Origin of the sequence: Mycobacterium sp. (assembly GCF_052143115.1) — a bacterium.
In the GTDB taxonomy this organism is placed as follows: Bacteria; Actinomycetota; Actinomycetes; order Mycobacteriales; family Mycobacteriaceae; genus Mycobacterium.
On sequence record NZ_JBKQTQ010000289.1, the window covers coordinates 1 to 20212 of the forward strand.

Below are 20212 nucleotides of genomic sequence, written 5' to 3' on the forward strand. Positions count from 1 at the left end.
TCCAAGTTCTGCCGAGCAATTCGGGCAGCGGCGCGACTCGAATGGGACGAAGCCATGGCAGACGGGGCAGGCGAACGCGCGCACGGATTCCATCGTGGCAGTCCGCGCGGGCCGGCCGCATCGCTTCAGCCGGAATCACGACGGACGCAGCGAAGCGTCAGGAAGATGAGAACCATGCGGTCTGTCGTCGCCGACACGTTAGGCGAACCGTCTGAGGTTCTGCACCTGCAGACCCGCCCGATTCCGGAGCCCGGTCCCGGTCAGGTCCGGATCCGGGTGGCAGCTGTACCTGTCCATGCCAGCGATCTACATACCATCCGCGGCAGATACGGATTCACCCCGGAGTTCCCCACCGTACCCGGAATCGAATCGGTCGGTGTGATCGACGAACTCGGTAGCGGTACAGACGAGCTGACCGTCGGGCAACGTGTCATCACGATCGGAGTCAAGGGCACGTGGCAGGAGTATGTCGTTGCCGATGCCGCGCGGGTCTTGCCTGTTCCTGACGGCATGAGCAATTCCACGGCGGCCCAGATTCTCGCTAATCCGCTCACCGCCGTGATCTTGACCGGCGATGAACTCGATGTTCGACCGGGTGAATGGCTCCTGCAGACGGCGGCCGGTTCAACGGTGGGCCAGTCGGTCATCCAACTCGGAGTGCACGTCGGCTTCAAGACTCTCAACGTGGTCCGCCGTCGATCCGCTGTCGAGGACCTCCTCGCGCTGGGGGGCACTGCGGTGATCTGCACGGAGGATGAGGACCTGCGCGAACGGGTGGCCGACATAACAGGCCACGACGGCGTGTCCAAGGCGATCGACTGTGTCAGCGGTCAGGTGGGTGCGGACGTGTCGCGTGCGCTGGCACCGAACGGTGAGCTGGTCGTCTACGGTGCGCTGTCGACGCACCGACAAACCGATCCCGACAAACTCACCATTCCCGTCTTCGCACGCTCACTAATCTACGAAACCAAGACCGTTCGGGGGTTCTGGCTGTTCCGCTGGTTCACCGAGACGCCGAAGGATCGGATGGCCGCAGCGATCGACCGGACACTCCAGCTCGCCGACAGCGGCGCGCTGCGCGTGCCGGAGGGCCAGCCGATCCCCGTCGAAAAGTTCAGCGAAGCCGTCTATTTGGCCGAAGCTCCGGCACACGGGGGTAAACCGCTGCTGGTGTTCGAACCGTAGGGGAGCCAGACGCTGCCCTTCGATAAGTGAGCGCGGCCCGGCTCACGGGCGGGGGGCAACGGCGGCCAAGGCCGGCGCTGGGTGCGCGAATCCGCAACGGCTACATCTCACCGGGCCACTTTGCTCCCCGCGCCAGCCCTCAGCCTCACTCTTGGGTCGGCGGTGCTGCCGGGATCGGCCTAGCAGACGGGCTTACGCATCGGCTTCGTAGCTGTCCGCGAAGGCAAGCACCCGGGCCGCTAGACAATGAAACGACGCCACCCCGAGACGTCGCGTGAAACCGGGACCGGTTTGCACCGCTCCTGATTTCGGCGCGGGAATACAAGTTTCGCTGGAAAGGTTCGTCAGACGTGGCCGAACAGATGCCCGACATAGAAACACTCAAATCGTTCGACACCATGCTAGTCGAAGAGTTTCGCGCCAACGGTGGCAAGGTCGCCGGCAAGTACCAAGAAGCGAACCTCCTGCTACTGACGACGACCGGGGCAAGAACTGGACAGCCTCGCGTTACCCCGCTGGCGTACTTCCGGTTGGACGGCAAGCTGATCATCGTCGGAGGGTCTTGGGGCGCGCAATCGCACCCGGCATGGGTGCGCAATCTATGGGCAAATCCTTCGGTGCATGTCGAGGTCGGCACGGAATCTTTCGACGCGACGGCGCGCGAGTTGCCGGTCGCGGAGCGCGAACTCGTGTGGACTCAGGTCGTCACCACGGCGCCGGTCATCGGCGAGTACCAATCCAGGACCGATCGCGTCATCCCATTGTTCGAGTTGTAGCGGCATCAGGGATGACCGAACAACGGCCCGACATGGACAAGCACGTGCGCAGAACGTCTTAGAGCCTGCTCAGCTTGCTAATCGTTTGAATTTCAGTGTCCCGGTAGGGCTTTCCATCGGGTTGGACCAGGTCTTGAAACCAGGGCTTCGGAACCGTGATGTACGGATGATCCCATGAGTCCCAGGGCAGGTAAGTCTGGGACTTCCCGGCCACCAAACCCCAATTGATTGCACCTACGTTGTAGCGCTTCGCAATTGGCAAGACTCCGTCAACGGTGCTGCCGAGCGTCCGCGCCAGGTACTCGGTGCAGAGAATCGGCCGCCCCAGTGGGGAAAGTTCTGCGATCCGAGCCTCGAATGCCGCGGGTTCGTCATAGCAGTGGAAGGTGACCACGTCGGAGTTGTCCAGTTGAATGTTAATGATTTCGCTGCGGTGCTGAGGATCTCCCCACTCGCCATCCCACACCCCACTCGTTATCGGTTGACTCGGATCAACCGAACGTGCCCACCCGAATGCCAGGGAGAGCAGGTCGGCGACACGCTCCAGTTTGTCTTTCCTTTCGACGTTGCGATAAACCTTGGCGGGATTGTCGGGCTCATTCCACAGGTCCCAACCCAAAACGCGGTCGTCCGTGCGGAATTGGTTCAAGACCCCTGTGACGTAGTTGAGTAGAGTGCGGCGGTAGTCGAGGTCATCGAGGTGTTCAGCACCCGGGCTTTGCACCCAACCGGAGTTGTGGACCCCAGGCCTCGGCGCGCGCTGCCGACCCGGTTTGGGGAACGGATCCCAACAGGAGTCAAAGAAGACAAAGACTGGTTTGATGCGGTGGCGCGCCGCGATGGTGACAAACTGCGCGAGACGCATTTGGAAGCCCCGGGAATCCTGCGCCCAGAGCTGATCGTGCAGGAAAACCCGCACCGTGTTGAGCCCGTGCAGCCGGGCCCAGCCGAGCTCGGTATCGATGCGCCGCGGGTCGAAGGTGTCGGCCTGAAACATCTCGAGCTGGTTGATGGCGTTTGAGGTGATGTAGTTGGCGCCGACGGGCCAGGCTTGCGCTTGGTACCAGCGGTTGGCTCGGTCAGGCGACCACCGGCTTTGCTCTGCGGCAGCGCGGGGCACCCGCGTCAGCGTAGGGCCTGCCGCCAGCAGCAGGGGTAGCTTCAGCACCGTTCGACGCCTCACGAAGTGACCATAATCCCCCGATGACGTGGTCGGCCGTGTTGATCGATTCGGACGGTTTGAGGTGCCAATTGCTACCCCGGGTCGATCGCGCAACCCCAGGAAATTCTCGGTCAGACCCCGGGTCAGCGTCCGAGTCGGCGGCGCCAATCCCTGGCGTTGAGGACCCTGAGCATCCCCGTCAGGATTTGACCCTTCCTGCGGGTGTACGGGTACCAGTTCAGTTCTTTCTTGATCGCAACGCGGTCGCCGACGATGCTCTTCGTCTGGCAGTACTTGCGGATACCCGCTGCCCCACCTTGGCGAGATCCGAGTCCCGACTCACCCCATCCCGCCATGGGCACCGGTGTCTGCGCGACTCCCATCAGCACGTTGTTGATGTTCACCGTGCCGGTGTTCATCCGTTTGGCCACGGCCATCGCCTTGTCCTTGTCCCGGGTGAATACGTTGCCCGACAGGCCGAGCCGGGAGTCGTTGGCGAGTTGGATCGCCTCGTTTACGTCCCCTACCTTCATCACCGGCAGGGTCGGGCCGAAAGTCTCCTCCCGCATGCAGTCCATGCCGTGGTCCACATCGACCAGCACCGTCGGCCGGTAGAAGTAGCCCCGCGTCGTGTCCGCTTCCCCGCCCACGAGAACTTTGGCGCCCTTGCTCACCGCATCGTCGACGTGACGGGCCACGATCTTTAATTGTTGCTCGTTGGCCATCGCGCCGACGTCCACCGAGTAGTCGTGCCGTGTATCAAAACCTTGACGCAACTGCTTCGTCCCGGCGACCAGCTTCTGCACGAACTCGTCGTAGACCGGCGCTTCGACATACACGCGCTCGACCGATATGCAGATCTGGCCGGAGTTGAAGTAGCCGCCCCACAACGCGCCGTCGACAGCCCGGTCGATATCGGCATCGGCGCAGACGATCATCGCGTCCTTACCACCCAGTTCGAGGCTGCACGGGATGAGCCGCTGCGCGGCGGCGACCGCGACCCGCCGGCCAGTGTTAACCGATCCGGTGAACATCACAAAGTCGACGAGATCAATAACCGCAGAGCCGGTTTCACCGTAGCCGTAAACCGCGTCGAGGACGTCCGGCGCCCCGATCTCCCGCCAGCCGGCGATCATCAGTTGCCAACAGAGCGGAGTGAATTCGGACGGTTTGGACAACACGGCGCAACCTGCCATCAAAGCGGGCGCGATATCCAGCATCGGCACCGACAGCGGACCGTTCCATGGGGTGATCACCCCGACGAGTTGGTACGGCTCATAGGCGACGGTTAGCTTCTTCGCTGCGTTGGCAGCGCCGACCGGCCGAACATTCTCGTCGGCCAGGAACTCCGCCGCGTTGTCTGCCCACTAGTTGATGAGCTGCGGCACCAGCGCCTCGCTACCCGCCGTATCGCCCCACGATTTCCCGGTCTCACGCTGGACCATGCTGAGCAGTTCGTCGGTGTGGTCGAGTATCCAGTCCCGCCACTTGCCGAGCCACTCGGCGCGCCCCTCGACGCCCATGGCCTGCCACGCGGGCTGGGCCGCGCGCAGTCGGGCCGCAACCGCCTCCACCTCCGCGGCGGCTGTCACCGCCACCCTGCCGACCACCTCACCGGTGGCGGGGCACTTGACCACGATGTCGGTGCGGATATCGCTTGTAGCCGTTTGCATTCCCCGACGTTACTGCGTGTTTTGGCCGCGAGCCAGGCTATTTGGCGAACTGCCAGAACTGCAGCCAATCGACCGTCGCGAACACCGCACGCGTCACGAGCACCGGACCCGACTCGCCGAACACTCGGTACGCACTCGCCGAACACTCGGTACGCAGGTGTACGTCGCCGTTGCGTGCGTAGCGCACCGGTCCGTCAGTCACGTCAACACGGTGCAACACCGTGGTCCGAGGGAACTCAGATTTCGCTCAGGCGCTCGCACGCCCAGACAAGTCAGCTAATCGAACGTGTCCACCACGGTCACGAGACGGTCAAAAGTCAACTACGGGTCAAGAGTTTCGAGGCGCTTTGTGATGGCCGCAGCGGCTGACTGGCTCGCGTAGCTGCGCTGGGTTGGGTGCCGCTGTGCAACCCGATTGGCGACGCCGAAAATCGGGGTGTCATTCAACGATGCTGCGCCACGACCGGGTCAGCCAGCAGCGCTGGCCGTCGAGTGGGTATGTCAGCCGCTGAGGGCGCGCAACGTCTCGGAGGGCTTTCGGCCGAACCGGCGCGCGTACTCGGCGGCGAAGCGGCCATAGTGGCCGAAACCCCACTTGCGCGCGACGGCGCTTGCCGTGGTCCGCTCCGAGTCGGCGGCGAGGAGTTCCTCATGGGCGCGCGCCATGCGCACCTGACGCAGATAGGTCATCGGAGGTGTGCCCACAAAGCGGTGAAACCCGTCGTCGAGCGCGCACACTTAAGCCCACTGCGGCAGCGATGTCGGTGACCGACTCGATATCCGCGGGCTGACTCTCGATAAGCTCCAGCGCATTGCGGATCGGCTTGGAGCCCGGCACGGCCCGAGGGCGGGTGAGTGCCTCGGTGTAGTTATGTGTTTGGCTGACAAGAAGACCCGCCATCATCACGCGCCCCAGCTGTCTGGACATCGCGGGCACCGCGGTCAGTCCGGCAGGATCTTTCAGCTCATTGCGTAACAGCGCCAGCGCTCGCGAGAACGGTGATGCGGCAGACAGGCTGAATTGCAGGTCGAAGCGCAACGGCTTGGTGACAGGCGCCCCCAACATCCCGGCAAGCTCGGCTTCAACCGAGGACTGCTCGAAAAGCAGTGTTTCCATGGAGCAATCGTCGGTGAGATATTCCACCACCACCGGGTTGCCCGGCGAAACTACGACCGCGGATCCATCGGCCACGCGCGCGCTGCCGCAGTTGCTCGTGATCAGAATCTGTCCATCGATCGGCAGGCACACCGCGATTAGCGGATAGCGCGACGAGCGCACCGTCGACGTCGAAATCTCCAAGCTACCCAGAGTCAGGTTGGGCAACTTGCATGTGGCCACCGCCATACGCAAAGTCTTGGCGCCCGGATCGGGCAGGACCGTGACGGCGCTGTATGCCTGGCTGAGTGCGTCGGTGGCGGTGTCGACATCGTCGGCCCACAATCGCTGCAGCGCAGGCCAGCTCGGTTCGGGTGGCGTCGGAGTTGACGCTTTCCGCCGGTCCTGAGTCGGCGCCGGCGGTCGGTAGTCCGGCAATTGGGTGCTGCCATGTTGATGATCCATCATCTACCTCACTTTCCAGATGGCTCACGCGGTAGGTCCAGAACGGGCGGCGGCTGGTGGTCACGTACCGGGCTGGTCGGCGAAAGTCGGCTGCGATTGGCGGTGAGCATGTCGATGATCAGGTCAAGGTAGCGATGCCATCCATCGGATCCCGCCTCAAACGAGGGAAGCGTGCCCACCAGCATCAGCACGATTCGCGGCACGTCTTCGGTAGCGAGGTCGTTGCGGAACACGCCATCGCCTTGACCACGGCGGACGATCGCGGCGACAGGTTCAAAAAATCGGTAAGCCAGATCCATCGTCATCAACCCGCTGGTCATTGCTGCCGCCATAGTCTTGGGGTCACCGGCGATAAACGACACCGCGCCCTGCAGAGCGGCGCGCAGTGCGTCGCGGGCATCGACTTCATGCTGTGCGCTCTCCAGTGCGGCACCCACCACCTCGTCGAAACGACGATCGAGCACCACCCGCAACAACGCGTCCTTGGTGGGAAAGCGCCGATACACCGTGGCCACGCCGACGCCGGCTTCGGCAGCGATATCCTCCATCGCCGCTTGAGGACCGGCGCTGGCAAATACCCGCTGCGCGGAGGCGATGATGCGCGCCGCATTGCGCACCGCATCGGTGCGCAAGGGACGCTCGCGTGTGGGCATCGTCACATCATACGCTAAGTGATAGTTATCTATCAAATATTCCCCCGGGCGCTAGCAGCGCAGCCTGGACCGCTTCACCCCCATCGTTGCCGTCCAATAGCACCACCGGGGATGCTTAGCGCACATTTTTGATACGGTCCGTACCATAACTTTCGGCTTCTCGGGCTGACAATTGCTGATTTAGGTGCACCCGTTCGAGCTGGCAACCTCATTGAAGCAGTTCCGAACGGTATTTACTCGAGACCAGAAAACGAGGACCAACCACAAGACAAACTCCGTGATCTGTGGCGCAAATTCCTCCGCAGCGACGGCACCGGGCGAGGCGCGAGCGAATTGCTCACGGGGACGAAATCACTTGTAAGAAGCCAACTAACCTGATGTCAAAAACAACCGCTGAACCACACCCCTCAGTCGTAAAGCTAGACGGCCGTGCCGGCCTTCCCCGCGAGGCGCTCGGCAACAAGGGCTACGGCATTAATTCGATGCGGCAAAACGGGTTGCCGGTGCCGCCGGCGTTTTGCATCACCACCGAGGTCTGTCCGAGGTTCTTCGCCAACCCTCGACGCTGCCTTAACGACATCTGGGACGAGGTGCGCCAGAAGATGCAATGGCTCGAGGCCGAGACGTCACGCACGTTCGGACGCGGCCCCCGGCCGCTGTTGGTCAGTGTGCGCAGCGGGGCGGCACAGTCGATGCCCGGCATGATGGACACGGTGCTCGACCTCGGCATCGACGACGGGGTCGAAGCCGCGCTCGCGGCGGTGGCGGGCGCGGAGTTCGCAGGCGACACCCGCAACCGATTTACCGGCATGTACCGGCGCATCGTGTTGGGTGGGGACGAACACATTGAGGTACCCGCCGATCCCTGGGCGCAGCTGCGGGGAGCGATCGAGGCGGTTTTCGCGTCATGGAACAGTCCGCGGGCGGTCGCCTACCGCGCACATCGCGGCCTGAACGATGCGGCCGGCACCGCGGTTGTCGTGCAGGCCATGGTGTTTGGCAACTTGGCGTATAACTCGGGTACCGGGGTTCTGTTCTCCCGTAACCCGCTGACCGGTGCCAACGAGCCGTTCGGTGAATGGCTGGCAGGAGGCCAGGGCGAAGATGTCGTCTCGGGCAACGTCGACGTCGAACCCGTCGCCGCGCTGCGTGACGAGCAACCGGTCGTCTATGAGCAGCTCATGGCCGCGGCGCAAACGCTGGAGCGGCTTGTCGCCGAGGTGCAGGACATCGAATTCACGGTCGAAGACGGCAAACTGTGGCTGCTGCAGACTCGGGTAGCCAAACGGTCAGCTCAGGCCGCGGTGCGCCTGGCATTACAGTTGTGCCGCGAAGGATTGATCAACGACGCGGAGGCACTGCGCCGGGTCACCCCCGCCCAGGTCGAGACTTTGCTCATGCCCTCCTTGCAACCGGAAACCCGGTTGGCAGCAACACTGTTAGCGAAGGGCCTGCCGGCGTGTCCGGGCGTGGTGTCAGGCAAGGCCTACACCGACGTCGATGAAGCGCTCGATGCCGCCGACGAAGGGCAAGATGTCATCTTGGTCCGCACTGCGACAAGTCCCGACGATGTGCAGGGCATGCTGGCCGCCCAAGGCATCGTCACCGAGATCGGTGGAGCAACATCGCATGCCGCAGTGGTCAGCCGCGAGATCGGCCGACCGGCCGTGGTGGGGTGCGGCACCGGAGTGGTCGCAGCCCTTGCCGGCAAGCTGATCACCGTAGACGGTTCTGAAGGCGAAGTGCGCGAGGGGATTCTGGAACGCACTGCCTGGTCGGAGGGCGACTCGCCTGACCTGGCTGAGCTCGCCGAGATCGCCCGCCGCATCAGCCCGCTCCGCGCCCACGCAACCGGCAACTACGAGGTGCTTGACGACACCTCCCCGGCGGCGGTTGCAGGTGCGCTTGCCGCCGGCCATACCGACGTCATCTCACCGCATCCGCTGATCACTATGCTCATGGCGCTACGACTGAATGAAGATACGAAAGGACTGGCCAATGTCTGAGTTGACCGTGTTGCAGGCCGTCCGACTCAAAGGCCGTGTTACCGAGGCTGATCTGGTTGCCACCCTGGGTGAAGACGCCGCTGATGTCGCGGCGACGTTAGCGCAACTGACCGCCGCCGGGCTGCTGGTCGAAGGGAAGACGTTCCGGATCAGCCCTGAGGGACGCGAGCGGCTCAACGCCCTTCTGGCAAAGGAGCGTTCGGGTGTCGACCAGAACGCTCTGGCCAAAACCTACGGCGATTTCCGGGTCGTCAACAACGAATTCAAGGCGCTGGTATCGGACTGGCAGATCAAAGACGGTCAACCTAACTCACACGACGACGCCGAGTATGACGCCGCGATACTGAACCGCCTCGACAACCTGCATCAGCAGGTGTTGCCCATCGCCGCCACGATCACCACACTATTGCCCCGGCTAAGTGCGTATGCTGCGAAACTGAACTCAGCCCTAGACAAGGTCAAGGCCGGCGACACAACATGGATAACTCGGCCGATCATTGACTCCTACCACACCGTGTGGTTCGAACTGCACGAGGAGCTCATTGGCGCCTCGGGCCTCAGTCGCGAAGAGGAAGCCAGGGCCGGGCATGCGGATTAGCCAGCACCCGAGGGCATTCCTTGCCGGCTGCGCGGGGGATTTGATCCGCGCTGGCCCGTCTGCTCCGTCGAGCGATACCGATCTGGCGCACTGTGTCGGCAACGATGGCAACGTCATATGCGCGGTGCCGCCGATACTGTGGGATCGACCATTGTCCTGCCGGCCGGCTTGCAGACCAGCTTTTGGCGCCTGGACGCCGCCATCTCCGACGGTCAATTCCGTTGGCTGACTGTGGATCTGCCGCCGGTTATCGATCTTCGCGCGCGGCTGCTCCCGGAATCATCACGGATGTCGACGTGCGCGCAATCTGCGCTGGACAGCCTCCGCACCCACGCCCGGTGTGTGCAGATGCAGCAGGCCCCCGCGGGCGTGCTCGGCAAAGAGATGGCGGTCGAGGATCGGCGGGCGCCCCGCTCCCGTCGCCCGCTCAGCGTCCCGCTCCAGGTCACCGGCCGGCGACGCGACGCCTGCCGCCTCGCCGACTGCGGAGTGCTGCTGGACAACATGCGCCAACTCGTGCGCGATCAGGTTGCGTCCGGCCGCGGTAGCAGCGGCGTACTGGTCTTGACCGAACACGATCGACCGCCCGACCGTGTAGGCACTGGCCCCGAGCCGCGCGGCCGATGTCGCCGCGTCCGCGTCGGCATGCACACGGACGTCGCTGAAGTCCCTGCCAAAGCGGGACGTGAACTCGCTGCGCACACCCGGCTCGAGCTGCTGGCCGGGACGCGACACGGTGGCAGCCACACTGTGGTGGACGGGACTCTTCGCTCTTGCTGGGCCCGACCGTGGAGGCGACGCGACAGGTGGCCACGTGGACTTCAGTGTGCACTGCTTGTGAATGCTCACCCGCTCACACCTTGCGAGTCGCCCCGGTCGCTGGTTCCCCCAACGACGTGGAAATTACCGGCGTGTAATCGAATCGAACACTGACGCCGCGTGGGGCGTTAATCCGTTGGTCGTGGGCTCGAGCCCCGCGCGGCGCCGCACTCAGAGGCCCTGGTTAGAGGCGGTTGAGGCGAGATGGCATGCCATTTCGCTAGTCGGTGAAGTCGATCCGAACCGACACGGGAGTCGTCTCCAGCGCCTTTACCACCTTGGCTCCGAGTCGTCCGAACTTGCGGCCGCGTGCGACGACATCGTCGTCCGGCCTGAATGTCGCGACTCCGGAGCGCCATTGATTCCCCTGTCGCACACGGATATTCGGATTGTCGGCGATATTTCTGCCCCAACCGGAGCGGGTGCCATGCTGGCTGATCACCCACGCACCGTTGTTGTCGAATTGAGCCGACACGGGGACCCGGCGTACCTGGCCGGTCTTGCGCCCGATGGTCTCCAGCTCGGTGGCCATGGCGGTGCGCACCCCCAGTCTGCTCAACCCCTGCACCGCAGGGTTGAGCAGGCGTCCGATCGCACGTTCTCTGCGGAACTTTCGCAGCGTCTTGTCTTCGTTGGTGCTCGTCATGGCTATCGAGGCTAGTATACCGATTGGTATAGTACAACCCTTATGAATTTGAGTTCCGGGCCAACGAGCTCGGCGAAGCCGGAAGGCAGCAAAAGATGTCCGCGCGGGATGCTCTCATCGCCAGTGTCACGGGATTGGTGCGACGACGGGGTGTCGCCGGGACCGGCCTCAACGCGCTGCTGGAGGACAGCGGAGTCGCCCGCAGAACCGTCTACCTGAACTTTCCCGGCGGCAAGGCGGAACTCGTTGCTGAAGCCACCCGCCTCGCAGGAGAAGCCTTGACCGCGGTGATCCAGTCAGCCGACGACGGGGGCGATCCCGCACAGGCGGTCCAGACCTTCATCGATGAATGGAAGGCGCAACTGAGTGCAACTGAAATGCAAGCAGGTTGCCCGATTGTGGCCGCGATCCTTGGTCGTTCCGAAGCGCCGGCAGCCGCGCAGGTGGCTTCCGATGCCGTTGGTGAGTGGCAGACGCTCCTCGCCGATCGACTGGTCAGATCCGGCGCCGATCATGACAACGCGCGCTCGTTGGCGGCCTTGACCGTCGCCGCCATCGAAGGTGCCGTCATCCTTGCGGTCGCGGCGCAGTCGACAGCTGCGCTCGACGATGTCGGGCGTCACCTGATTGAAGTCATCAAGCTGCACCTGCCTGCCATGTGACGCAAAGGGACTCGTAATCCGTTGGTCGCCGGTTCGAGCGCCGCCCGCCCCACAATATAACCGCTGGTAGACGCGTTTCCAGTGCATGACCTCACCCCTCGGAGCCCGTCTCAGTGTCACGAGATGTCACAACTTGAAATAACTGGTCATTCTTTGCGTCGGCCTCATCGGCGACCTTAGTCAATTGGTAGGCCATATATCTGGCGTCGTTACGACGCGCTCGGCGTCCGGGTGCGCTCGATGCCCCTCACCGCCGAGCAGCTCATCGCCGCGATGCCCGACTAGCCAGCGCCACAAACAGCTGGCGCAGGCCGGTCAGCGAGTGCGCCGGCAGGAACAGATCGCAGTAAGGCAGGGCCGCCGCCATCGAACCGGCAAGTGGCTGGAATTCACCGTGCGCTGCGCGCGGGTTGAGCCAGACCAGCAACTCGGCGCGCCGCCGCACCCTGGCCAACGCATGCTCGAGCACGTAGGGCGGATCGCTATCCCAGCCGTCTGACGCGATGATCACCACCGCGCCGCGCAACACGCTGCCGTGCGGCGGGGCCAGCAGTGCAGCGATGCTCCGGCCGATGAACGTGCCGCCGTACCGGTCGGTGACCTTCTCGTTGGCCCGTTCCAGCGCCACCTCGGCCGAGCGGTGGGACAGCACCGGGGTGAGCCGGGTCAGCGACGTCGAGAACGCGAACACCTCGGGGCGAACACCGGCCCGGCGCAGCACCGTCGCCCGCATCAAATGCAGATAGATCGCGGCGTATGGCTGCATCGAGCGGCTGACGTCGCAGACAAGGACGACCCGCCGGGGCCGGTGCCGCGGCCGCGTTCGCGCCAGCGTCACCACTTCCCAGCCGGTCCCGCGCGACGCGTTCATCGTCGCCCGCAGGTCGATCCTCTTGCCGTGCGGGCTGGATTCGAATCGCAGGCTGCGGCGCCGGGGCCAAGCCTGAACCGACGCCTCCAGCCACGAGCCGATCAGGCGCAGATCTTTGGGGTCGAATTGGTCGAACGGTTCGTCGGCCATTGCGGCGATGCGGCTGGGCAGCAGGTCTGGCAGGAGGATGCCCGCGTCCGCTCCGCCGTCCCGGTCGGGCGCGGTCCGGGTGACCCACGGCAGTTTTTCGGCGCGCGCATTGGAAGATTGGCTAGCCGCGGGCTGGACGATGCCAGCTGCGGGCGCTGCGGGTGTCTTGGGGCCGGCGATCGGCAGGACTGAGTCCGGGCTTCGTGTATCGCCGGGTTGGACAGTTCCGAAGACCTCTCGCAGCACCGCGTCGAAGGCACCGAGGTCTTCCATCCGGTTGACGAGGGTGAGCCTGGCGGCCCAGTACAGCGCCACCGTGGTTTGCGGCGCCAAGTGCTGGAGCGCCTGCACGAAACCACCCTGGCCGCTGGCGGACACCGAGACTCCCGCGCTGCGCAGCCGCGCTGCCAACGCCGCCGCGAACGCCGCCAGATCGACGCCACGCAACAGCAACGGGGTGCTCACGAGCGGCTAACTTCTTCGACGCAGCACCCAGATCAGCACCAGCCCGGCGAGCAGCGCCGCCGCCGCCGAGCCGTACTTCATGAGCTGGCCGCCACCCGCGAGCTGCAGCAGATCGATGGGCTCTGGCTCGGGAGCGGGGTCTTGGCGGGTGCCCGGGACCGGATTTGCCGGCCAGGCCGGGATCGGCTCGGCGCTGGCCTCCTCGGCCGTATCGGTCGAACCATTTGGGACGCCGGCATTCTCGGCGGCCAGTTTGGCTTCCAGGGACTCCACGAACTGGCCCAGTAGCTTCTCCGACACCTGTTGCAGCATTCCGCTGCCGAACTGAGCAAGCTTGCCGACGATCTTCAGGTCAGTGTCGACGCTGACATTCGTGCGACCCCCCTCCTCGTGCAGCTGGGCGGTGACCGTGGCGGCCGCGTTGCCGGTCCCGCGCGCCTCCTTGCCCTTGCCGTCGATAACCGCGCGGTGCTGGTCGCGGTCTTGCTCGACGAAACGCACCTTGCCGCTGAATTCACTGGTGACGGGCCCGACCTTGACTTTGACTTTGCCGAGGTATTCGTCGCCTTCATGGCCGATCAGCGCCGCACCGGGCATCAGCGGAATCACCTGCTCCAGGTCGCACAGCACGTCCCAGGCCTGCTCAATCGGCGCGCTGACGGTGAACTGGTTGGCGATCTTCATACTGTGATTCCTCTCATCTGCGGCTGTATTCGATGAACGCGTCGCGGATCAGGGTGCGATCGTCGGGCGTCTTGGCCAGTGTCCCAAGGCTGGCCAGCGCCGAATCGACCGAATCGGCCGGGGCAATATCTGCGACGCGCAGCGACACCAGAGCCGCTACCCAGTCGATGGTCTCGGCCACACCGGGCGGCTTGTCCAGGTCGAGATCACGCGCGCTGCTCACGAATTGGGTGGCATGCCCGATCAGCGGTGCCGTCGCCCCCGGCACCGTCCGGCGGACAATCGCGGCCGCCCGGGACGGCTCCGGGTAATCGATCCAGTGGTAGAGGCAGCGCCGCCGCAGTGCGTCGTGTAGGTCGCGGCTGCGGTTGGAAGTGAGCACCGCGATCGGCGCGCGCTCGGCGACGAAGGTGCCCAACTCCGGGACGGTGACCGCGGCCTCACCGAGGAACTCCAGCAGCAGCGCCTCGAATTCGTCGTCTGCCCGGTCGATCTCGTCGATCAGCAGCACCGGCGGTGTCGGACCCCGATGCCGCACACACTGCAGGATGGGCCGATCCACCAGGTAGGTCTCGGTGTAGAGATCCGCTTCTTCGATACCGGTGCCGCGCGCCTCGGCCAGCCGGATAGCCAGCAGCTGGCGCTGGTAGTTCCAGTCGTAAAGCGCTTCGGTGGCGGTCAGGCCCTCGTAGCATTGCAGCCTAAGTGGTGTGGTATCGAGCACTGCTGCAAGGGTTTTCGCGGCCGTCGTCTTGCCGACGCCGGGCTCTCCTTCCAGCAGGAGCGGTTTGCCGAGCGTGACTGCCAGATAGATCGCGGACGCGGTTCCAGTGTCGAGTAGGTAGTCCTGGGCGTCGAACCGGCGGATCACGTCGTCGGGGTCCGCGAAAATCATGATGGCACCGATTCCAGCAATCGCTGGTAGTCGTCCCAGGTGTCGACGTCGAGTGGCACCGGGCCTTCTACAGCGATCTCGTGTACCGGGTGCCGGCCCGACTGGACCAGCTTCCAGACTCCCTTGTCGCCGTGCAGCTGCGAAAGTTCGCCGAATACATCGCGGCTGAACCAGAACGGATGCCCGATGCCGTCGGCGTAACGGCACACCATGACGTCGGCGCTCGGCGCAGCGGCGACTATCCGCTGCACCGTTGCGGGAGCCACGCGTGGCTGATCGCCGAGCATCAGCACAATGCCGGCAGCCCGCGGGTCTACCCGTTGTAGCGCGACACGCAACGACGCCGAACAGCCGGTGCCAAAGTCGTCGACAGCTACCACGTCGGCCCCGTCCAACGGCACCACGTCGCGCACCGCTTGGGCAGCACCACCCAATGTGACGATGATCTGGTCGAATCCTGCGGCGCGGGCAACGTCGAGGGTGGCCCCCAGTATGGTCGTCTCCCGGTATGGCAGAACCTGTTTAGGCGTCCCTAGCCTGCGGGAGCTGCCTGCGGCCAGCACGACGCCGGTGATCCGCTGCGCTGTCATACGCCGGCTTTCCCGGCGGCAAATGCCGTGCGGCATCCTGGGCAGCAGAACCAGTAGTCGGCGCCGCCCAATTCCAAGTGTTCGGTGGCGGGTCCGATCGGCACCGTCATGCCGCACACTGGGTCGACCGCCTCGCGCGCGCCTCCGTTCACCGGTGTAGCGGGACGGATCAGGCTGCCGTCGCGGACGGCGGCAATGAGTTCAGCGGCGATGGATACCGCGATCTCCGCCGGTGTCTTGGCGCCGATGGGCGATCCGACCGGGGTATGTATGCGGGCTCGCTCGACGTCGGAGAGTTCGAGTTCGTTCAGGATCGAGGCGCCGCGAACCTTGCTGGCCACCAAGCCGATATACCCAACGCCGTTATCCAAGGCGGTGCGAATGAGTTCGGCTTCCGGGCCGCCATGGCTGGCGATCACCACCGCGGAGGTGTCGGCTAGATCGGTGTCGCGCCGCGCGTCATAGCCCAGCACGGCGCACAGCTGCATTAGCGCGTCTGCGATCGGCGTGGCTCCATAGATGCGGATGAGGGGAGCGGGCAGCTGCGGCGTCAGGAAGATTTCCAGCGATCCGCCGGACAGGCACGGGTTGACGACCACGCAGGCGCCGGGCGCCTCGGGAAAGTGCACGTCGCCGTCGGGAAGCACCCGCAGCAACACACTTTCGCCCGCCTGCAGCACACCCAGCGCCGCCTTACGGACCGAGGTTTGTGCGCACTGGCCGCCGACGAAGCCCTCGATCGTGCCGTCCGCCAACAGGATTGCTTCGTCTCCCGGGTAAGCGGAAGTGGGCGGCTGGGCCCGCACCACCGTCGCGTGCACAAACGGTGTCCGTGCCGCCAACAGCTGCTGAGCTCGCTCGCTGATCGTCATATAACCCTCTAGATCGGCGGTCTGGCGCGGCCCTGCATGGCCTCCCAGACCCGGGACGGTGTCAGCGGCATATCGGCGTGGCGAACCCCGAACGGCGCCAACGCATCCACCACCGCGTTGACTACCGCGGGCGGCGATCCGACAGTGGCCGATTCGCCGATGCCCTTCGCCCCGATCGGGTGGTGCGGCGACGGCGTCACGGTGTGCCCGGTCTCCAGGTGCGGCACCTCGAGCGCGGTCGGGATCAGGTAGTCCATCAGCGACCCGCCCAGGCAGTTGCCCTCTTCGTCGAAGGCGATCATCTGCATCAACGCCATCCCGATGCCGTCGACGATGCCGCCGTGCACCTGACCTTCGATGATCATCGGGTTGATGCGGGTACCGCAGTCATCGACCGCCAGGAAGCGCCGCACTTTGACCACCGCGGTGCCCGGATCGACGTCCACCACACAGAAGTACGCGCCGTATGGATAGGTCAGGTTCTCCGGGTTGTAGCAGATCTGGGCGTCCAGGCCGCCCTCGATGCCCTCGGGCAGGTCGCCGGCCCCGTGCGCGCGCATCGCGATGTCCTGGATGGTCACCGCAGCAGACGGGTCACCCTTGACGTGGAATTTGCCCTTCTCCCAATCCAAGTCGGCAACCGACACCTCCAGCATTCCCGACGCGATGATCTTGGCCTTGTCGCGGACCTTGCGCGCCACCAGAGCCGCGGCCGCGCCCGATACTGGCGTGGACCGGCTGCCGTAGGTGCCCAGCCCGAACGGCGTCTGGTCGGTGTCGCCGTGCACGACGTCGATGTCGTCGGGCGGGATGCCCAGTTCCTCGGCGACAATCTGGGCGAACGTCGTCTCGTGGCCCTGGCCTTGGGTCTGAACCGAAAGCCGCACAACGGCTTTACCCGTCGGGTGCACGCGCAATTCGCACCCGTCGGCCATGCCCAGGCCGAGGATGTCCATGTCCTTGCGCGGACCGGCACCGACGGCCTCGGTGAAGAAGGACATCCCGATGCCCATTAGCTCGCCGCGCGCCCGCCGCTCCTTCTGCTCGGCGCGCAGCGCGTCGTAGCCGATCATGTCCATGGCTTTGCGCATCGTGGTCTCGTAGTCACCCGAGTCATAGACCCAGCCGGTCTTGCTCTTGTACGGGAATTGATCGGGCCGCAGCAGGTTTCGCAGCCGTAGCTCGGCCGGGTCCATCTTGAGGTCGAAGGCCAGACAGTCCACCAGCCGCTCGACGAAGTAGACGGCCTCGGTGATCCGGAACGAGCACGCGTACGCCACCCCTCCCGGTGCCTTGTTGGTGTACACCGCGGTCATGTGGCAGTAGGCGGCCTCGATGTCGTAGCTGCCGGTGAACACGCCGAAGAAGCCGGCGGGGTATTTCATCGGTGCTGCTGTGCCGTTGAATGCGCCGTGGTCGGCCAGCACATTGGTCCGGATCGCGAGGATCTTGCCCTCTTTGGTGGCGGCGATCTCGCCGACCATGATGTAGTCGCGCGCGAAGCCCGTCGAGGTGAGGTTCTCGCTGCGGTCCTCCATCCATTTCACCGGCTTGCCCAGCACCAGCGAGCCGACGATCGCGCACACATAACCGGGATAGATCGGCACCTTGTTGCCGAAGCCACCGCCGATATCCGGTGAGATCACTTGGATCTTGTGTTCAGGGAGGCCCGCGACCAACGCATACAGCGTCCGGTGTGCGTGCGGCGCTTGGCTGGTGGACCACAATGTCAGCTTTCCGGTCACCGGGTCCAGATCAGCCACCGCGCCACACGTTTCCATCGGTGCGGGGTGCACCCGGGGGTAGACGATTTCCTGCTTGACGATCACGTCGGCCTTCGCGAACACCGCTTCGGTCGCCGCCGCGTCACCGGTTTCCCAGTCGAAGCAGTGGTTGTCGGTCTTGCCTTCCAGATCGGTGCGGATCACTGCTGCCGACGGGTTGAGCGCGGTGCGGACGTCGACGACGGGATCTAGCGGGTCGTACTCGACGTCGATCAACTCCAGCGCGTCACGGGCCGAATACCGGTCCTCGGCAACGACAAATGCCACTTCCTGACCCTGGAAGCGGACCTTGTCGGTGACCAGCACGGCCTGCACGTCGTTGGACAGCGTCGGCATCCAGGCCAGACCCTTCTCGGCCAGGTCGGCGCCGGTCACCACCGCTTTGACTTTGGGATGTGCAAGGGCTGCCGTCACATCGATGCTGACGATGCGGGCGTGTGCGTACGGCGAGCGCAAGATCGCCAGGTGCAGCATGCCCGGCAGCGCGACGTCGTCGACGTAGTTGCCGCGGCCCCGGATGAACCGAGGGTCCTCTTTGCGCAGCATCCGTCCGTGCCCACATGGCTTTTGATCGTTGTCGGCTGTGTCTTCTGGCGAGGGCGGACGGTTTTCGATGGTGGTCATGAGGTTGCCGCCGGTGTTGCGTTGCGTGCGGCCCACTGGATGGAGCGCACGATCGTGGTGTATCCGGTGCAGCGGCAGATCTGTCCGGAGATCGCCTCCCTGATGGTCTCCTCGTCGGGGTCGGGGTTGCGGTCTAGCAGGGCGCGGGCGGTGATCATCATTCCCGGGGTGCAGAATCCGCATTGCAGCCCGTGGCAGCGCATGAACCCTTCCTGTACCGGGTCGAGTTGGCCGTTCACCGCAAGCCCCTCGACCGTGCGGACGCTGTGCCCGGATGCCATCACGGCAAGCATGGTGCAGGACTTCACCGGCATGCCATCGACGTCGACCACGCATGTTCCGCAGTTGCTCGTGTCGCAACCCCAGTGAGTGCCGGTGAGCCGCAGCTGATCACGCAGAAAGTGCACCAGCAGCATCCGGGGTTCGACTTCGGCGGTGACTTGCTCGCCGTTGACGGTCATATTCACCTGCATAGCTAGCTGCTCCTTTGTTCGCGCACGCGCTCGGCGGCGGTGCGCAGCGTGCGGCTGGTTAATTCGGAGGCCAAGTGCCGCTTGTACTCGGCGGTACCGCGGACGTCGGTCACCGGGTCGCAGGCTTGGGCGGCCCGACGGCCCGCGTCGGCGAAGACCTCTTCGGTGGCGGGCCGGCCGGCCATGGCCGCCGAGATTTCCGCGAGTGCGGCTGCGTCGGGATTCACCGCGGTCAGACCCACCCGGGCGGCGGCCACCGAGTCGCCGTCGAGCGTGAGGGCCGCGCCGGCCGCGGTGACCGCCCAGTCGCCGACCCGCCGTTCTACCTTCGCATAGGCGCTCGACGTGCTGTGCCGCACCGGGATCCGGACTTCGACCAGCATCTCGTTGTAGGCCAGGGCGGTCTCGTACGGCCCAGCAAGGAAGTGGTCAATCGGTATCTCGCGTTCACCTGATGGCCCCCGGGCCAGGCACACCGCATCCAGCACAAGGCACACTGTCGTCAGATCCTCGGCCGGATCCGCTTGGCAGAGTGAACCGCCCAGGGTGCCGCGATTGCGCACCACCGGGTCGGCGATCACCCGTTCGGCGTCGCGGAAGATTGGGCACACCGCGGCCAGGGTGTTCGACTCCAGCAGCTCGCGGTGACGGGTCATGGCGCCGATACGGACCAGCGTCGGATCGGTGATCACGTATCCGAGCTCGAGCGCCAGGTCGTTGATGTCGATGAGGTATTCGGGGTTGGCGATGCGCAGCTTCATCATCGGCAGCAGGCTGTGCCCGCCGGCGACCACCCGCGCGCCCTCTCCCAACCGATCCAGTAATCCGATCGCATGGTCGACGCTGGTCGCGCGCTCGTATTCGAAGGGCCCGGGCACCTGCATGTGACGCACCTCACTACGGGGAAGGGACCCCAAGTGTCAGTCAGCCCGCAACACACGTCAATGTCGAGTTAAGTAATCCTTTAACTCGCCCTGGACCTGCGTCTCATGGTGGATTCGCCCTTTGATTTCGGCCAGCGGGCGGCCTCCGCCGCCCCAACGCCGGGCGATGATGTCGGCTG

19 protein-coding genes and 4 pseudogenes are annotated in these 20212 nt (G+C 64.7%); 6 read left to right on the forward strand and 17 right to left on the reverse strand.

Annotation, left to right across the window (positions count from 1 at the left end; translation table 11 throughout):
• Window positions 1-174 precede the first annotated feature (174 nt).
• Both ACLQI9_RS28465 and ACLQI9_RS28470 read left to right on the forward strand, forming a co-directional pair.
• Complete coding sequence (locus ACLQI9_RS28465) at window positions 175-1185, forward strand: zinc-dependent alcohol dehydrogenase family protein (RefSeq protein ID WP_442392474.1); 1011 nt, start codon at window positions 175-177, stop codon at window positions 1183-1185.
• A 362-nt stretch (window positions 1186-1547) separates the two neighbouring features.
• Window positions 1548-1961: a nitroreductase family deazaflavin-dependent oxidoreductase gene (locus tag ACLQI9_RS28470; RefSeq protein WP_442385251.1), complete on the forward strand. Its 414-nt coding sequence runs from the start codon at window positions 1548-1550 to the stop codon at window positions 1959-1961.
• Between the two features lie 58 nt (window positions 1962-2019).
• Here the strand turns inward: ACLQI9_RS28470 and ACLQI9_RS28475 are convergent, their stop codons facing one another.
• From ACLQI9_RS28475 to ACLQI9_RS28500, 6 genes and pseudogenes are all read right to left on the reverse strand, one after another.
• A complete protein-coding gene (locus ACLQI9_RS28475; protein ID WP_442385247.1) occupies window positions 2020-3144 on the reverse strand; it encodes a 1,4-beta-xylanase in 1125 nt (374 codons plus the stop codon).
• Window positions 3145-3266: 122 nt separating this feature from the next.
• Window positions 3267-4796, reverse strand: a pseudogene (locus ACLQI9_RS28480) (aldehyde dehydrogenase family protein).
• Between the two features lie 37 nt (window positions 4797-4833).
• Window positions 4834-4998 (reverse strand): hypothetical protein, encoded by a 165-nt coding sequence (locus tag ACLQI9_RS28485; RefSeq protein WP_442377224.1) that lies wholly within the window; start codon window positions 4996-4998, stop codon window positions 4834-4836.
• 299 nt (window positions 4999-5297) lie between these two features.
• Window positions 5298-5462: a hypothetical protein gene (locus tag ACLQI9_RS28490; RefSeq protein WP_442377226.1), complete on the reverse strand. Its 165-nt coding sequence runs from the start codon at window positions 5460-5462 to the stop codon at window positions 5298-5300.
• A complete protein-coding gene (locus tag ACLQI9_RS28495) occupies window positions 5446-6360 on the reverse strand; it encodes a hypothetical protein (RefSeq protein ID WP_442392475.1) in 915 nt (304 codons plus the stop codon). The genes ACLQI9_RS28490 and ACLQI9_RS28495 overlap by 17 nt, the downstream gene beginning before the upstream one ends.
• Window positions 6361-6365: 5 nt before the next feature.
• Entirely contained in the window at window positions 6366-7010 is a 645-nt protein-coding gene (locus ACLQI9_RS28500; RefSeq protein ID WP_442377230.1) for a TetR/AcrR family transcriptional regulator, read from the reverse strand.
• A gap of 377 nt (window positions 7011-7387) precedes the next feature.
• On the opposite strand from ACLQI9_RS28500, the gene ACLQI9_RS28505 reads away from it, so the two are divergent.
• From ACLQI9_RS28505 to ACLQI9_RS28515, 3 genes and pseudogenes are all read left to right on the forward strand, one after another.
• Window positions 7388-9016, forward strand: coding sequence for a pyruvate, phosphate dikinase (locus tag ACLQI9_RS28505; protein WP_442377232.1), 1629 nt, complete (start codon window positions 7388-7390; stop codon window positions 9014-9016).
• The gene (locus ACLQI9_RS28510) at window positions 9009-9614 is read left to right on the forward strand and encodes a MarR family transcriptional regulator (protein WP_442377233.1); all 606 of its coding nucleotides are present in this window, start codon (window positions 9009-9011) and stop codon (window positions 9612-9614) included. The genes ACLQI9_RS28505 and ACLQI9_RS28510 overlap by 8 nt, the downstream gene beginning before the upstream one ends.
• 156 nt (window positions 9615-9770) lie before the next feature.
• Window positions 9771-9932, forward strand: a pseudogene (locus ACLQI9_RS28515) (class I SAM-dependent methyltransferase); the annotation flags it as partial.
• Here ACLQI9_RS28515 and ACLQI9_RS28520 read toward each other — a convergent pair.
• Together ACLQI9_RS28520 and ACLQI9_RS28525 are read right to left on the reverse strand one after the other, a co-directional pair.
• Window positions 9897-10463 (reverse strand): eCIS core domain-containing protein, encoded by a 567-nt coding sequence (locus ACLQI9_RS28520; protein WP_442377235.1) that lies wholly within the window; start codon window positions 10461-10463, stop codon window positions 9897-9899. The pseudogene ACLQI9_RS28515 and the gene ACLQI9_RS28520 sit on opposite strands and share 36 nt — an antisense overlap.
• Before the next feature lie 190 nt (window positions 10464-10653).
• Complete coding sequence (locus ACLQI9_RS28525) at window positions 10654-11079, reverse strand: nitroreductase/quinone reductase family protein (RefSeq protein ID WP_442377237.1); 426 nt, start codon at window positions 11077-11079, stop codon at window positions 10654-10656.
• A gap of 95 nt (window positions 11080-11174) precedes the next feature.
• Between ACLQI9_RS28525 and ACLQI9_RS28530 the strand changes: the two genes are divergently transcribed.
• Window positions 11175-11741, forward strand: coding sequence for a TetR/AcrR family transcriptional regulator (locus ACLQI9_RS28530; RefSeq protein ID WP_442377239.1), 567 nt, complete (start codon window positions 11175-11177; stop codon window positions 11739-11741).
• Between the two features lie 262 nt (window positions 11742-12003).
• Here ACLQI9_RS28530 and ACLQI9_RS28535 read toward each other — a convergent pair whose 3' ends face one another.
• From ACLQI9_RS28535 to ACLQI9_RS28575, 9 genes and pseudogenes are all read right to left on the reverse strand, one after another.
• Complete coding sequence (locus tag ACLQI9_RS28535) at window positions 12004-13227, reverse strand: vWA domain-containing protein (protein ID WP_442377241.1); 1224 nt, start codon at window positions 13225-13227, stop codon at window positions 12004-12006.
• Between the two features lie 6 nt (window positions 13228-13233).
• Complete coding sequence (locus tag ACLQI9_RS28540) at window positions 13234-13911, reverse strand: SRPBCC family protein (protein ID WP_442377242.1); 678 nt, start codon at window positions 13909-13911, stop codon at window positions 13234-13236.
• Window positions 13912-13924: 13 nt separating this feature from the next.
• Window positions 13925-14806, reverse strand: coding sequence for an AAA family ATPase (locus ACLQI9_RS28545; RefSeq protein ID WP_442392476.1), 882 nt, complete (start codon window positions 14804-14806; stop codon window positions 13925-13927).
• Window positions 14803-15396 carry a nucleotidyltransferase family protein gene (locus ACLQI9_RS28550; protein ID WP_442377246.1) on the reverse strand — a complete coding sequence of 198 codons (594 nt, stop codon included), beginning with the start codon at window positions 15394-15396 and terminating at the stop codon, window positions 14803-14805. Before ACLQI9_RS28550 ends, ACLQI9_RS28545 begins: the two co-directional genes overlap by 4 nt.
• A gap of 176 nt (window positions 15397-15572) precedes the next feature.
• Window positions 15573-16268: pseudogene (locus ACLQI9_RS28555) on the reverse strand (XdhC family protein); the annotation flags it as partial.
• Window positions 16269-16276: 8 nt separating this feature from the next.
• Entirely contained in the window at window positions 16277-18676 is a 2400-nt protein-coding gene (locus tag ACLQI9_RS28560) for an aerobic carbon-monoxide dehydrogenase large subunit (RefSeq protein WP_442377248.1), read from the reverse strand.
• Complete coding sequence (locus tag ACLQI9_RS28565; RefSeq protein ID WP_442377250.1) at window positions 18673-19149, reverse strand: (2Fe-2S)-binding protein; 477 nt, start codon at window positions 19147-19149, stop codon at window positions 18673-18675. Before ACLQI9_RS28565 ends, ACLQI9_RS28560 begins: the two co-directional genes overlap by 4 nt.
• Window positions 19150-19151: 2 nt before the next feature.
• On the reverse strand, window positions 19152-20033 hold the full coding sequence (locus ACLQI9_RS28570) for an FAD binding domain-containing protein (RefSeq protein WP_442377252.1): 882 nt from the start codon (window positions 20031-20033) through the stop codon (window positions 19152-19154).
• A 57-nt stretch (window positions 20034-20090) separates the two neighbouring features.
• Window positions 20091-20212, reverse strand: a pseudogene (locus ACLQI9_RS28575) (XshC-Cox1 family protein); the annotation flags it as partial.

Bases quoted from the DNA above. Each gene is read 5' to 3' on its own strand.
- ACLQI9_RS28565 (WP_442377250.1), bottom strand. From the start codon at position 19,149: ATGCAGGTGAATATGACCGTCAACGGCGAGCAAGTCACCGCCGAAGTC.
- ACLQI9_RS28510 (WP_442377233.1), top strand. From the start codon at position 9,009: ATGTCTGAGTTGACCGTGTTGCAGGCCGTCCGACTCAAAGGCCGTGTT.
- ACLQI9_RS28500 (WP_442377230.1), bottom strand. From the start codon at position 7,010: ATGCCCACACGCGAGCGTCCCTTGCGCACCGATGCGGTGCGCAATGCG.
- ACLQI9_RS28470 (WP_442385251.1), top strand. From the start codon at position 1,548: ATGCCCGACATAGAAACACTCAAATCGTTCGACACCATGCTAGTCGAA.
- ACLQI9_RS28525 (WP_442377237.1), bottom strand. From the start codon at position 11,079: ATGACGAGCACCAACGAAGACAAGACGCTGCGAAAGTTCCGCAGAGAA.
- ACLQI9_RS28505 (WP_442377232.1), top strand. From the start codon at position 7,388: ATGTCAAAAACAACCGCTGAACCACACCCCTCAGTCGTAAAGCTAGAC.
- ACLQI9_RS28495 (WP_442392475.1), bottom strand. From the start codon at position 6,360: ATGATGGATCATCAACATGGCAGCACCCAATTGCCGGACTACCGACCG.
- ACLQI9_RS28545 (WP_442392476.1), bottom strand. From the start codon at position 14,806: ATGATTTTCGCGGACCCCGACGACGTGATCCGCCGGTTCGACGCCCAG.
- ACLQI9_RS28490 (WP_442377226.1), bottom strand. From the start codon at position 5,462: ATGGCGCGCGCCCATGAGGAACTCCTCGCCGCCGACTCGGAGCGGACC.
- ACLQI9_RS28550 (WP_442377246.1), bottom strand. From the start codon at position 15,396: ATGACAGCGCAGCGGATCACCGGCGTCGTGCTGGCCGCAGGCAGCTCC.
- ACLQI9_RS28570 (WP_442377252.1), bottom strand. From the start codon at position 20,033: ATGCAGGTGCCCGGGCCCTTCGAATACGAGCGCGCGACCAGCGTCGAC.
- ACLQI9_RS28530 (WP_442377239.1), top strand. From the start codon at position 11,175: ATGTCCGCGCGGGATGCTCTCATCGCCAGTGTCACGGGATTGGTGCGA.
- ACLQI9_RS28560 (WP_442377248.1), bottom strand. From the start codon at position 18,676: ATGACCACCATCGAAAACCGTCCGCCCTCGCCAGAAGACACAGCCGAC.
- ACLQI9_RS28540 (WP_442377242.1), bottom strand. From the start codon at position 13,911: ATGAAGATCGCCAACCAGTTCACCGTCAGCGCGCCGATTGAGCAGGCC.
- ACLQI9_RS28465 (WP_442392474.1), top strand. From the start codon at position 175: ATGCGGTCTGTCGTCGCCGACACGTTAGGCGAACCGTCTGAGGTTCTG.